Origin of the sequence: Micromonospora sp. NPDC048839 (assembly GCF_040649915.1) — a bacterium.
Classification (GTDB): domain Bacteria; phylum Actinomycetota; class Actinomycetes; order Mycobacteriales; family Micromonosporaceae; genus Micromonospora.
On the sequence record NZ_JBEZGL010000011.1, the window covers coordinates 30,548 to 43,817 of the forward strand.

Annotated in this window: 11 protein-coding genes and 1 pseudogene; all 12 read right to left on the bottom strand. The window is 71.7% G+C overall.

Features of this window, described 5'->3' with window-relative positions; all coding sequences use genetic code 11:
- Nucleotides 1-21 precede the first annotated feature (21 nt).
- Nucleotides 22-657, bottom strand: a complete 636-nt coding sequence (lepB, locus tag AB0C25_RS21290; protein ID WP_357375643.1) for a signal peptidase I — start codon at nucleotides 655-657, stop codon at nucleotides 22-24.
- Between the two features lie 10 nt (nucleotides 658-667).
- Nucleotides 668-1,537: a signal peptidase I gene (gene lepB, locus AB0C25_RS21295; protein WP_357375645.1), complete on the bottom strand. Its 870-nt coding sequence runs from the start codon at nucleotides 1,535-1,537 to the stop codon at nucleotides 668-670.
- Nucleotides 1,538-1,720: 183 nt separating this feature from the next.
- On the bottom strand, nucleotides 1,721-2,077 hold the full coding sequence (rplS, locus tag AB0C25_RS21300) for a 50S ribosomal protein L19 (RefSeq protein WP_030335223.1): 357 nt from the start codon (nucleotides 2,075-2,077) through the stop codon (nucleotides 1,721-1,723).
- Between the two features lie 143 nt (nucleotides 2,078-2,220).
- Nucleotides 2,221-2,993 (bottom strand): annotated as a pseudogene (trmD, locus tag AB0C25_RS21305) (tRNA (guanosine(37)-N1)-methyltransferase TrmD).
- Nucleotides 2,994-3,003: 10 nt separating this feature from the next.
- Complete coding sequence (gene rimM, locus AB0C25_RS21310) at nucleotides 3,004-3,564, bottom strand: ribosome maturation factor RimM (RefSeq protein ID WP_357375647.1); 561 nt, start codon at nucleotides 3,562-3,564, stop codon at nucleotides 3,004-3,006.
- Entirely contained in the window at nucleotides 3,564-3,824 is a 261-nt protein-coding gene (locus AB0C25_RS21315) for an RNA-binding protein (protein ID WP_172862164.1), read from the bottom strand. The genes rimM and AB0C25_RS21315 overlap by 1 nt, the downstream gene beginning before the upstream one ends.
- Nucleotides 3,799-4,287, bottom strand: a complete 489-nt coding sequence (gene rpsP / locus AB0C25_RS21320; protein WP_357375649.1) for a 30S ribosomal protein S16 — start codon at nucleotides 4,285-4,287, stop codon at nucleotides 3,799-3,801. The genes AB0C25_RS21315 and rpsP overlap by 26 nt, the downstream gene beginning before the upstream one ends.
- A gap of 219 nt (nucleotides 4,288-4,506) precedes the next feature.
- Complete coding sequence (locus AB0C25_RS21325; RefSeq protein WP_357375651.1) at nucleotides 4,507-6,594, bottom strand: geranylgeranyl reductase family protein; 2,088 nt, start codon at nucleotides 6,592-6,594, stop codon at nucleotides 4,507-4,509.
- A gap of 1 nt (nucleotide 6,595) precedes the next feature.
- On the bottom strand, nucleotides 6,596-7,585 hold the full coding sequence (locus tag AB0C25_RS21330) for a polyprenyl synthetase family protein (RefSeq protein ID WP_357375653.1): 990 nt from the start codon (nucleotides 7,583-7,585) through the stop codon (nucleotides 6,596-6,598).
- The gene (locus AB0C25_RS21335; RefSeq protein ID WP_357375655.1) at nucleotides 7,582-9,162 is read right to left on the bottom strand and encodes a hypothetical protein; all 1,581 of its coding nucleotides are present in this window, start codon (nucleotides 9,160-9,162) and stop codon (nucleotides 7,582-7,584) included. Before AB0C25_RS21335 ends, AB0C25_RS21330 begins: the two co-directional genes overlap by 4 nt.
- Nucleotides 9,163-9,195: 33 nt before the next feature.
- Nucleotides 9,196-9,432, bottom strand: a complete 237-nt coding sequence (locus tag AB0C25_RS21340; protein ID WP_357375657.1) for a hypothetical protein — start codon at nucleotides 9,430-9,432, stop codon at nucleotides 9,196-9,198.
- Nucleotides 9,425-13,186: a PKD domain-containing protein gene (locus tag AB0C25_RS21345; protein ID WP_357375659.1), complete on the bottom strand. Its 3,762-nt coding sequence runs from the start codon at nucleotides 13,184-13,186 to the stop codon at nucleotides 9,425-9,427. Before AB0C25_RS21345 ends, AB0C25_RS21340 begins: the two co-directional genes overlap by 8 nt.
- Nucleotides 13,187-13,270 lie beyond the last annotated feature (84 nt).

The following is a 13,270-nucleotide window of genomic DNA, read 5'->3' on the forward strand; positions in this document are numbered from 1 at the left end:
GATCGCCCACGCCCCGTCCGCCTACGGCTTGGGAATACCGTCGAACCCGTCGGGCACCGTCAGCCAGGTGGCCCGGTTGACCGGCCAGAAGACGGTGAACGCCCGCCCGACCACGTCGTCCTCGGCGATGGTGGCCTCGGTGATGTTCTGCCCGGACTGCTGCCAGTGCTCCAACGAGTCACCGGAGGCCGAGCGGTGGTCACCCATGACCCACAGCCGACCCTTCGGCACGGTGATGTCGAACTCCTGGTCGGCCGGCTTGTCGCGGACCCCGTCCATCGAGAAGATGTACGGCTCGTCCAACGACTTGCCGTTGATCATCAGCCGTTCCTGCGGGTCGCAGCAGACCACGTGGTCACCGGGAACGCCGATCACCCGCTTGATGAAATCCTCGCCCTCGGGGTTGCCGCTCCACTCGATCGGAGCCTTGAAAACGATCACCTCGCCCCGGTGCGGTGATCGGAAGTCGTAGACCAGCTTGTTGACCAGCACCCGGTCGTCGATCTTGAGAGTGTTCTCCATGGACGGGGAGGGGATGAAGAAGGTCTGCAGCACGAAGGCGCGGACCAGCACCGCGACCAGGATCGCCACACCCAGCAGGATCGGCAGCTCCTTCCAGAAGGAGCTGCGCGGCTTGTCGGTCTGCTCGTCAATCACGCCAAGGAGCCTACGTTGCCGAACTGGACGTCATCGACCGGAACGCGCGGGAACCACGGAGAGCGGCCGCCAGCGGGAGGATCAGCAACACACCGCCCTGCGGGGTCGGTCGCGCCGGGGGCACCCCCGAGGACGCCACGCTCGGCCCGGAAACGTCGTCGAACGTCGACGGCACCGGCAGCGAGTGCCACCGCGACGAGGGCCAGACCACCATGAAGGCCCGGCCGATCACGTTGTCGATCGGCACCGGGCCCTGGCAACGCGCGTCCTGGGAGACCTCCCGGTGGTCGCCCATCACGAAGATCTGACCTGGCGGTACGACGACCTCGTCGAAGCGCCGGGAGCGGCACTCCGAGGGGTTCGGCGGCAGGTCCAGCGGGGAGTCCCGCAGGACGTACGGCTCGTCGAGGGGCGTGCCGTTGACAGTCACCCGGCCCTGACTGTCGCAGCACCTGACCCGGTCGCCGGGGAGACCGATCACCCGCTTGATGAAGTCCTTCTCACCGGGACGACTCACCCCGATCAGGTCGCCGACGGTCCGGGTCACCTTGCCGACGAAGCCCGGCTCCGGCTGCTCGTCGACCTGCGGCGCCCACCGGTCGGTGCCCCGGAAGACCACCACCTCGCCGCGGACCGGGTCACGGACGTCGTAGACGACCTTGTTGACCAGCACCCGATCATCGACGAGAAGCGTGTCCTCCATCGAGCCGGACGGGATGTAGAACGCCTGGAGCAGGAAGGTGCGGATCAGCACCGCGAGGCAGAACGCCACCACCAGCAGCAGCGGAAGCTCCTGCCAGAGCGGCATCTGCCGGCGGGTGCGGCGAGCCCGTCGGCGCCACGGATCGACGGTGCCGTCCTCGTCAAGCGTCTGCACCACGCCACTCCCCGGTCCGCAGAAACACCACCGCCCGGGAGCCTCGTCGAGGCTCCACGGGCGGCAGTGGACGGCTACCCGCCCACGTGGGCGGGTCCGCCGCCGCGCTGCGCCCGTGACGACCAGGGTAGTGCGGTCTGGTCGTTACGGCATACGCGCAGCTCAGGCGGCGTGGCGAGCGGGAAGTCAGCTGGGCTGCTTCTCCCGCTTCTCCTTGATCTTGGCCTTCTTGCCGCGCAGCTCGCGCAGGTAGTACAGCTTGGCGCGACGCACGTCACCGCGGGTCACGACCTCGATCCGGTCGATGCCCGGGCCGTTGAGCGGGTAGGTCCGCTCGACACCGACACCGAAGCTGACCTTGCGGACCGAGAAGGTCTCGCGCAGACCGTCACCCTGGCGGCGGATCACGACGCCCTGGAAGATCTGGACACGGGAGCGGTTGCCCTCGACGACGCGGGCGTGCACCTTGACGGTGTCACCGGCCCGGAAGTCGGGAAGGTCGGTCCGCTTCGACTGGGCGTCAAGGGCGTCCAGGATGTTCATCGCTGCGTCCTCGTAAGGCTCACGGCGCACCGTCACTCGGTGCGCGGGTGGGTGATTCTGATCCCCGGGTGGTGGTCGGCGGACCGACCCCGGTCGGTGATCCTCGCAGCCGCCCGCGGGAGCGGACGGATGCGGCAACCCCCCTACTTTGCCACATCCCCCGGTGGCGACTGAAATCCGGCCCGGTCCAGGGCCGTGATGTCCCGTTTGTCGAGCCGATCGGCGGGCAGCGCGGCGAGCAGGTCCGGACGCCGGGCGGCGGTCCGCAGCAGACCCTCCTCGCGCCGCCAGCGGGCGATCTTGCCGTGGTCACCGGAGCGGAGCACCTCCGGCACCTCGTGCCCACGCCAGCTCGGCGGCTTGGTGTAGATCGGGGCCTCCAGCAGCCCGTGCGCGTGCGACTCCTCGTCCAGCGAGCCCGCGTTGCCCAGCACCCCCGGCAGCAGCCGGGTCACCGCCTCCAGCATCACCAGGACCGCGACCTCGCCGCCGAAGAGCACGTAGTCACCGAGCGACACCTCGGTGACCGGCATCCGGGTGGCGGCGTGCGCCAACACCCGCTGGTCGATGCCCTCGTACCGGCCGCAGGCGAGAGCAGATGCGACTCCGCCGCCAGCTCGTGAGCCATGGCCTGCGTGAACGGGGCACCGGCCGGCGACGGCACCAGCAGCCTTGGTGGCGGGGCGTCGACCGGCGCGAGGGCGTCCAGCGCCTCACCCCACGGCTCCGGGCGCATCACCATTCCCGGCCCGCCACCGTAGGGGGTGTCGTCGACCGTGCGGTGCACGTCGTGGGTCCAGGTCCGCAGGTCGTGCACGGCAAGCTGGAGTACGCCGTTGGCCCGCGCCCGCCCGATCAGCGACAGATCGAGCGGGGCGAAGTACTCCGGAAAGATCGACACGACGTCGACGCGCATGGGGGTGTTCCTAAAGATCGAGCAGTCCGGCCGGCGGGTCGACGATCACACGTCCACCGGCCAGGTCGACCTCCGGAACGATCGCCCGGACGAACGGGATCAACGCGGTGCGCCCCTCCGGGCGTCGCAGCACCAGCAGGTCCGAGGAGGGTGCGTGGTCGATCCGGACCACGTCGCCCAGCCGTTCGCCGGCCGGGGTCACCACGGCCAGCCCGACCAACTGGTGGTCGTGGAACTCCTCCGGGTCATCCGGCGGGTCCACGTCGGCGCTGTCCACCACGAGCAGCGTCCCGCGCAGCGCCTCGGCGGTGTTGCGGTCCAGGATGCCCTCGAACGCGATGAGCACCCGACCCTGGTGGAAGCGGGCTTCCTCGATGGTCAGCTCCGCCGGGAGCCGGAACGGCACCCCGGGCTCGTCCGCCGTGGCGGGAGCCGGGGGTGTCACCCCGGGTTCGGTGCGCAGCACCGAACCCGGGGCGAACCGTGCCTCGGGCTCGTCGGTCCGCACTTCCACGGTGACCTCACCGCGGACGCCGTGCGGCTTGCCGATCCTTCCGATGACGAGCTGCATCAGTACGAGTCGACGATGTCGACGCGTACCCCGCGCCCGCCGATGGAGCCGATCACCTGGCGCAGCGCCTTGGCGGTCCGGCCGGACCGCCCGATCACCGTGCCGAGGTCCTCCGGGTGCACGCGGACTTCGAGCCGCTTGCCCCGACGGGAATCGACCATCCGCACCCGGACGTCGTCCGGGTGGTCGACGATGCCCTTGACCAGGTGCTCCAACGCCGGACGCAGAGGCATGTCAGGCCTGCTCACCGGCGTCGGCAGTGGCGGCGGGAGCCTCGGCCGGGGCCTCGGTCTTCGGCGCCTCGGCCGCAGCCTCGGTCTTCGGAGCCTCGGCGGCCTTGGCGGCCTTCTTGGCCGGCTTGGCCGGGGTCTCCGGGGCGAGCCCGGCGGCGGCCTTCGCCTCAGCCTCGTACGTCGCCTTGCGGTCGGCCCGCTCGGGGGCGACGAGCAGCGGCGGCGGGGCCGGCAGGCCCTTGTACTTCTGCCAGTCACCGGTCAGCTCCAGCAGGCGCTGCACCGCCTCGCTCGGCTGAGCGCCGACCGACAGCCAGTACTGGACCCGCTCCGACTTGACCTCGATGATCGAGGGGTCTTCCTTGGGCTGGTAAATCCCGACGAACTCGATCGCCCGGCCGTCGCGCTTGGTGCGCGAGTCGGCGATGACGATGCGGTACTGCGGGTTGCGGATCTTGCCCATCCGCAGGAGCCGGATCTTTACGGCCACAGTTGTTTCGCTCCTGTTGCGATCTCACCGGCCCGTGCGGGCGGTGTGCATGGGTGAGCGCCGACCGGACCCGTGGGGTTGGGCCGGAGACTACTCGGTGGACTAGCGACGTGCCCGGGTTAGAGGGCGCCGGACGCGCGCCGGATACCAGCGACCCATTCTGCCAGATGAAGCGCCGATCACTCACACCGGAGCCCCGGACCCGCCCGCCCGTCGCCACTACGTGACCGACATCACCCTGCCGTCGGGATCCACGGTGCCCGGCAACCCGGGGGTGGCCAGCCGAGCCAGCAGCTCGCGGGCCGGACCGGCGGGCACGATCCGCAACGCCTCTCGCGCCCGTTGGGCGTGCTCGGCGATGAGGCCGAGCAGACCGGCCACCCGTGGGTCGTCGGGCGCGACCGCCCCGGGCTGCGTCGACCCACCCCACCGGGATGCCCCGGCCAGCTCCCGAAGCTGCTCGCCGAGGGCATGGGCCGCGCCGACCTCACGACCGTACGTGGCCAGCGCGTTCACCACCGGAACCCGGGCGCCGCCGAGCCGGCCGCCGAGCCGACACGGCAACTCGAACGCGATGGCGGCGCGCCCGACCAGGACGGCGCCGCCGGCTCCGCCGCCCGACGACGGATCGTCGCGCAACTCCTGAGCCCGCCCCTCACAGGCCACGGTCAACGCCTCGGCGAACTCGGCGACCACCGGGCCGCCGCCCTGAGCCGCGAACTCGTACGCACGGGCCAACAGGAAGTCCGCGACCAGCACCGCGAACCGGTTGCCCCACGGCGTCGGTCGTGGCCCGGTGGACCGGGGCTCCTCCCGGGCGCTGTCCACCGCCAGCCCGGCGAGCAGACCCAGGTCGACCGCCGCGGCGAGGGCGTGCCGAAGCGGATGCTCACGGCCCCCGACCGCCGCGGCGACCAGCAGCAGCACCGCCGGACGCAGCGAGAGGGTCGACAGGTCCTCGTCCACCCCGCCGAGCCGGACGAACATCGGCCAGTCCTCGCGTACGCAGCCGGCGAGCAGCTCGCCCACCGCCATCAGATCGCGCCGCAGGTCGCGGGCCAGCTCCGGTGCCGGCTGGGGCAACGGGTCCAGCAGGACACCCGCCCGTGCCCCGTCCGGGAAGAGCGCCAGCCGGCGGCAGAGGGCGAACAGTGGCCGGTCGTCGTCGAAGGTGGCGTCGAGCACCCGCCAGGCGAGCAGGTATCGGCGCACGGAGTGTCGGCCGGTCTCGAAGTAGCCGGACTGCCGGGCGGCCAACTGCCGGGCGTACGGGGCCGGGTCCACCGGTCCCGTCTCGGTGCGGCGACGTGCCGTGTCGATCCGGTCGGCGGCGAGCAGGCCCGATTCCAGTGCGAAGCTGATGCCCTCGCCGGTGAACGGGCTCACCAGCCCCGCCGCGTCACCGACCAGCAGCAGCCCTGGCACACCGCACCGGGACGGGTCGAAGTCCAGCCGCAGCGGCGCACCGGTCATCGGTCCGGCCGGACGGGCCGCCCGGAACCGGTGGTCGGTCGCCATCAGGTCGGTGACGAAACGCTCGTACAGCAGTCGGACGTTCTCCCGGTGGGCCGGGTCGAAGAGGCCCACGCCGACGTTGGCCGTCCCGTCGCCGACCGGAAACACCCAGCCGTAGGAGGGCAGCACCCGCCGGTCCGTGACATCCGCCAGCGGAAGGTGGATCTCCAGCAACTCGTCGAGGTCCGCGATGTGCGTGAAGTAGCCCCGGGCGGCGAACCCGGTCCACTCCCGGTCCGGGCTGCGCAACCCGGCCTGGTGAGCCAGCCGCGAGGAGGCCCCGTCGGCGGCGACCACAGCCGGGGTACGCAGCGAAAAACGTCGGCCGGCGTACTCGACCTGCACGCCGTGGACCCCGGCGGGGCCGCCGAGCAGCCCGGTGGCGCGGGCCCCGGTCCAGAGGACCGCACCGGCGCGCACCGCCCGCCGGCACAGCACCGCGTCCAACTCGAGCCGGGGCACCACAATGCCGTACCCGGTGCCGTCGGGGTCCTCGTAGTGGAAGTCGCGACCGCCGCGCCCACGCATCCGAATCCGCACCCCGCCGACCCGCTGGGCACCCGTCAGCTCGTCGAGCACTCCCAGCTCCGCGAGCAGACGCACGGCGCTGCGGGTCAGGCCGTCGCCGCAGCACTTGTCGCGGGGGAACTCGCGCCGGTCCACCAGCAGAACCCGGCGACCCAACGTCGCCAGCCGGTAGGCCGCGGCCGCGCCACCCGGGCCGGCGCCCACGACGACCGCGTCGAAGCCGTCCAGCCGGTCCGGGACCATCGGCGGGTCCGGCGTATCCATCTCAACCCGCCCTGGTGACGGCGTAGTCGGCGAGCCGGACCAGCGAGTCCCGGGCCGGCCCGGGAGGCAGCGGGTCCAGCCGTCGGGCGGCCTGGGCGGCCCGGCTGCGGGCCTCGGCGAGGACCTCGTCCACGGCTCCCGAGGCGACGACCAGCTCGGCCACCTCGGCCAGTTCCACCGGGGTGGGTTCGCGTACCTCCAGCAGGTCGCGTAGCCGGCCGGCGGCCGGTGTGTCGCGGGCCAGCAGCCGCAGCACCGACAGGGTGTAGACCCCTTCCCGCACGTCCGTCAGCGGCCGCTTGCCGAGCGCCTCGTAGCTGCCGCGCACGTCGAGCGCATCGTCGGCGAGTTGGAAGGCGACACCGAGGTCGTGGCCGTACCCGGCCAGCGCCTCGACGGTCGCCGGCGGCGCCCCGGCGAGCAGCGCGCCCAACCGGCAGGGCAACTCGAACAGGGTCGCCGTCTTGCCCGCGATGATCTCCAGGTGCTCCGCCTCGGTCAGGCCGGTGTAGAACGCGTTCTCCGTCTCGCGGAGCTGCCCGGTGCAGAGCGCGACAAGCGCGGCGGCCGCCTCCCGGCCGTACCTGTCGTCGAAGGCGGCGAGCAGGGCGATCGCCCGGGCCACCAGGAAGGTCCCGGCGACCACGGCCGCCGGCTCGCCCCACTCGGCGTTGACGCTGGGGCCGTGCCGCCGGGTGACGGCCCGGTCCATCACGTCGTCGTGGTAGAGCGAGGCGAGGTGCAGCAGCTCCAACGCCGCGGCGGCGTCGAGCAGATGTGCCGGACGGACGGTGCCGAATTCCGCCGCGACCAGCAGCAGCGCGGGACGGATCCGTTTGCCGCCCCGGCGCTGCAGCGCCGTCGCCATCGCCCACAACGCCGGGTCCGACGCGGCGACGGCCTCCCGCATCCGCCGGTCCAGGCCGGCCAGCGCCTCCCGGGTACGGGCGCTGGCCAGCCAGTCCGGATCGGGTGCGTTGTCCACCGTCACCGCTTCCGCTTCGGCTTCGACTTGGTGGGCTTCTCGGCCGCCGGTTGGCCGGCGTCACCGCTGCTCCCACCGCAGCCACAGCCACCGTCGCCGCGCCGCCCACTGCCCGGAGCGCACAGAGTGGGCACCCGCTCGACCAACTCCTGTGCCTTGTGCAGCAGTTGCTCGTCGTCGAGCATCCGCAGGATCTCCACGGGAGTACGACCAACAGCGTCGTTCGCCAGCGCCAGCACCTCCTCGGCGGCGGAGAGTTCCTCGGCGGTCAACCGGTCCGCGAAGCGGCGCAGCGTCTTGCGCGCCTCGTCGAGGTGCTCGCTGGTGAGCGTCGCCTCGGACCGCTGCGGCTGGAGCAGTGCCGCGCGGGCCGTCTCGGCGTAGGTGTCGTAGAGCTTCTGCAGGTGCCGCCGGTCGGCGTCGGAGAGCTTCGTCGACCGGGCCCTCGCGACCAGCCGGTCCTCGTTGGCGAAGTAGGTGTCGACGGCGAACCGGCCGACCCGGGTCTGCTGCAGGTAGCGCTGCCGGAACTCCTTCTCGACCGCGACGTCGAGGTCGACGTCCCGGTCCAGGACCCGGCGGGCGGTGCTGCTGGAGGCGCAGCCGCAGGCGCTCTCGTTGCCGCCTTCGCCGCCCAGGTAGACGACCGACCCGGAGTCACCGCCCTCGGACATGTGGGCGGTCGCGATCTGGCCCTCGAAGCTCAACACGCCGACGCCGGGGCCGTAGTCGATGCTCGCGCTGACATCCACCTCGGTCACCGTGGAGGTGGTGTACTCCGTGGTCCGGCCGACCTTCTCGACGTTGCTGCCGATGTCGACACCGGCGATGGCATTCGCACCGCTCAGGAACGTCACGTCGAGCTGGCCCAGCACGTCGTCGATGGGGTTGATCAGGGTCCGGTTGCACGAGCCGGCGAAGAGCAGACCGATTGCCGGGTGGCCGCTGTTGGCCACCGGAAAGATGTCGTCCTTCACCCGGTCGACCACGTCGTTGGGCTGGGAGACCTGGCCGATCGCGCAGTCCACCCGGTTGCCGGCCGCGTTGATCATGACGAATCGCTTGAGCGTGGCGATGGTGTCGGCCGGCGCGGTGCCGCCGTCGGCCGGGCCGGGCTGCACGATCGCGTCGCCGATCGCCCCGGCGTTGGAGTTGGCCAGCACGTGGTTGTTGCTCAGGATGCAGAGCGACCCGTCGGTGTTGTCGGTGACCAGCGCGCCGAGCGTGCCGGCCGAGACGTCGATGTGCGCGACACTCACCCCGTTGGGCGCCGGGCGTTCCCGAGCGGTGAACTCCTGGGCGAAGAACGGGCCGGTCTCCACCACGTCGACCTCGACGAAGTCGGACCCGAAGTAGACCCGCCGCGGCAGCAGCCGGGTGGTCGGTAGGAACTGCCTCGGCACCTTGCGGACCACGTACACCACCAGGGCCGGCTCCTCCGTGCGGCGGCCGCTGACCTCCCGTCGGCCGTAGGCGAGCCCGCTGACGTTCGGGTCGCCGAGCAGCCCGGCCAGTGGTCCTTGACGGGCCGCCCGGGCCAACGCACGGGCCTTGACGTAACTGTCGTCGATTGGATTGGACATGGCCGCCTCCTGCCGGTGGAACGGGGTGATGGATCAGGTTCGGCGGGCCTCGAACGGCCCGGTGAGCACGAAGCGCAGCGCGACACCGTCGACGCGCTCGCTGGTGACGGCCACCAACCCGGGGTCGGTGACGTAGACGGTGATGACGTACGGGCCCGCCGGGTCGGGCCGGCCGATGCCGGTGCCGACGGCGGTGAACCGCCGGGTGAGGTCGGCTCGGTGCGCGGCCAGCACGGCACGGACGGCGTCGAGCGAGCCGGGCTCAGCCACAGCAACCACCACGAAACGGCGGGTCGGATCGGCGCGTCGGGCCGGTGGCACCGGGGTCGATCGGAACCGGGTGCGACGTGGGCTCGCCGCGTTCGCCGTCCGGCCCGGTGTCGTCGGCGTACTCGGCGCAGAGCCGGACCAGCAGCCCTTCCGCCGACCGCCCGACGATCCGGACGGAGACGATGCCGGGACCGGTGAGAGTCACCGTCGCCGCATCCGGTGGTGAGTTCGCCGGCACGTCGACGTGGTCGAGTGACGCACCGTCGTCGTCGAGCGCGGTCAGCCCGACCGGTTTACCGCCCTGGTTGACCAGGGTGACGACGACCCGGTCCGCCGGGTGGGGCAGTTCGACCTGGACGCCGGCGCCGAGTTGCAGGGCCGCACCTCCGGTGGGCGGCCCGACCGCGACGACCACCCGGCCGACGCCGTCCACGGAACGGATGAGGAACCCGTGGTCCGTCCACTCCGCCGGGAACTGCGTACCGGGCTGACGGCCGGCGAAGTCGAGGCAGTCGCGCGGCCGTGGTGGCGGCGGCTCCGCCGGGCAGTACGGCTGCACGGCCAGCAGGTCCACGTCGTCGAACCACACCCGCCCGCCGCCCCTTCGGGGTTCACGCCCGTCGGGTGCCGCCTCCAGGAAGACGGTCAGCGCGGCAGCCTGGGCGGTGACGCGTACCGTCAGCGGGCTCCACCGCTGGGCGCTCGTGCCGTCGCTCCAGACGACGGCGGCGGAGGTCGGGTCGGTGCCGCCGGTGGGGTCGACGCCCAGTCGCGCGGTCGAGGGGTCGGCCTGGTCGAGGTCGTACCAGGCGGTGAGCTGGTAGGCCCAGCCCGGGTTGGCCCCGATCTGCTGCCGGACGCCGATCCGTTGCTGCGGGCCGGGCACCAGCCCCTGTGCCCGACGACCACCGTGCACCACGAAGTTGCTCGCGGCGTGCTGGCCGGTGCCGCCGGCCGCCGAGCCGGCCAGCACGTACGGCTCCCAGCCGTTGGCGACCTGTCCGGTGGTGCGCTGGGCGAACCCGTCCTCGAAATGCCGGTTGACCACGTCGACGGCACGGACCACCACCTCGTCGACACCTGTCCCGCCGTCGTCGTCGATCACCGTGCACCGGGCCAGGAACGTTCCGCAGTCCGGGTAACGGTGGGACACCACAGCGGTCCCCCGGCCGGCCGGCGGCTCGTGCGTCTCGTCGATCACGGCCGGCAGCGGCGGTGTGCAGTCGCCGAAATCCCAGACCGCGGTGTGCGTGTCGCACCAGCCGGGATCGGTGAACCGGGCGGTGAGGGTCAGGACCGTGCAGGGGTAGGTGAACAGATCGGGGCCGGCATCGACCACGGGCGGGACGTTGCGCACCGTCACGGTCCGGGTGTCGGTGGCCATCCCACCGTTCTGGTCCCGGACCCGCAGGGTCACCTCGTACACACCGTTGTCGCACCAGGCGTGGCGCACCGTGCTGGTGCCCTCGGCCCGGGGCGGGGTGTTGGTCTCCACGACCGTGCCCGGCTCGGTGGGTTGGGCGTCGCCGAAGTTCCAGGTGGTCTCGTGGGTGTCGACGTACTCGACGTCGCTGAACCGCCCCACGAGCGTCACCACCTCACCCTCGTCGACGGTGAGGTCCGGGCCGGCGTCGACCGTGGGCGGCACGTTGGCGACGTACACCAGCGCGAAGTGGCGGCTGGTGGCGCCGCCGGGCTGGTTGATCGTCAACGAGTGCGCCGCCAGGTAGGTGCCGCTGGCCGCGTAGACGTGGTTGACGTCCGCGGTGGCGGCCGGTGCCGCGCCGTCGCCGGTCAGCCAGGTGTAGCCGGCCGCGGCGCTGGTGTGCCCAGCGGCCAACAGCAGGGCCGACTGGGCCGTCCCGGTGTACGGCCCACTGCTGCGGGCGGCGAGCACCTCGGTGCTCTCGCAGGAGCTGAGCACCTCCAGGTCACCGCTGAGGAGGAGCCCGTCGGCGTTGATCACGATCGGGTCGAAGAAGACCGCCCTGACCCGACCGATGCGGGCCAACTCGGGCGGCCAGCCGGTGATGCCGCTGACCGCTCCGGTGATCGGGTCGACGAGACGCGCCCCGCCGATGTTGTTGACCACGGCCGTGATCACCGCGGCGACCACGATGATGATGATCCCGATCAGGATGCTCCCGGCGCCGAAGCTGATGATCGCCAAGATGATGGCGATGACCCAGAACAGGACCGACTCCTCGGGGTCGACGTCCGGCTCGCCGATCAGGTGGTTGTCCATCCGCTGGACACCGTCGGGATCGAGGTCGCCGCTCGGGGTCCAGTGGAGTCCCACGTCCGCCCGGAAGCTGGCATCGACGTCGATGCTGCCGAGGATCGCGTCGATGACGGTCAGCTCTCCGGTCATCCGGATCGACCCGTCGCGAAGTACGACGTCCAACTCACGGACGTCCGCCTCGTCGTCGCCCTGGTCGACGCGGCGCGGCAGGTCGCTGTCCGCCCAACCGTTGGTGACCCGGGCGGAGTCGATGTTCTCCTGCACGATCGTCCCGTCGAGCAGGATGGCGAAGTCCCGACCGGCCGGTACGACGTTGGTCATCGCCCCGATGTCGGCGCCCGCGCCGGCGTTGATCGCGATCACCAGCAGATCCGCGAAGACCCGGGTGGCGACGTTGTCGGCCTCGAACACCTCGCCCCCGACCTCCGGCGTCCACAGTGCCAGGAAGCCCCGCCCGGCCAGGTTGTCGAAGAGCAGGTCGCCGATGGCCGTCTCGATCTGCGCCACGGTCGGCACCACGATGCTCTGCGCCCCGAAGCCGTGCACCAGCGCCGCCCCCTGCTGGTTGAGCTGGGCCTGCAGCGCGTTGTCGAGGAACCCGAAGAGGGTGGCGTTGTTGGTGGTGAAGTGGGCGCCCTCGATGCCGGGCGCCGGGTCGATCGGTCCCGCGACCACGGTCGCCGTGTCGAACCGCAACGTGTACGACCCCGGCGGGGTCTCCAACGGCACGGTGATGGCGAGCCGGGTTTCCACAGCCATCGGGTCGGCCAGCGAAGGCGCCGCGCCACCACCCACGATGTGGAACATCCGCAGGTAGATCGGCATGCTGATGAGGACATGCCCCGGATCGGGTTGACTGACGTCGATCCGGTGGGCCGGGTCGGCCTGGTCGTCGTAGATCTCCAGGTGGGTGTCGAGGGTGTAACTGCCGACGCCCAGGCCCAGCACCAGCCCGGTGTCGTCCTGCTCGTGCGGGATCGCCGGGATACCGGGATGCAGCACGCCCCCGAGGCCGCCGTTCTCGTAGGCGAAGTGGACGTACTCGCCGAGGATCTGGACGAGCTTCGGGGCGAGAGGGTCGCCGCTGGTCAGGGTCGCGGTGACCGCACTGCGGGGCAGGCCGTCGAAACGCAACCCCACGTTCTTCGTTCCGGGCAGCACCCCGATCGGCGCGACGGCATGCGCGGTGGCGGTGAGGTCCAGCAGTTGCGCGGATGGCACCGGCGGATCGGCGACGATCACCTGGATGACCAGGCCGAAGGTGAGGTCGCACCCGTCGATGTCGGGTCGTGGAGTGGCGTCGAGCTGGTCCCGGGGGATCTCCACCTGGCCGCCGGCCGTGGTGAACCCGCCGATGCCGAGGCCGGCGGGGACCGGCAGGTACTGCGGGATCCGTCCCTCGTCGGTGCTGGTGTCGCCGCATTCGGCCGACTTCCAGGCACCCTGGAGGGCCTTGCGGAGGACGGGTGGGGTCGCCTCGATGACGACCTCGAAGCCATGGGTGTCGGCCATTGGTCCCCCTTCGGGGCCGGTGTGGTGGAGGCCGGAGGGTGGGGACGCCGGTTGCCGGGCCGGACGTCAGGAGGTGTTCGTGGC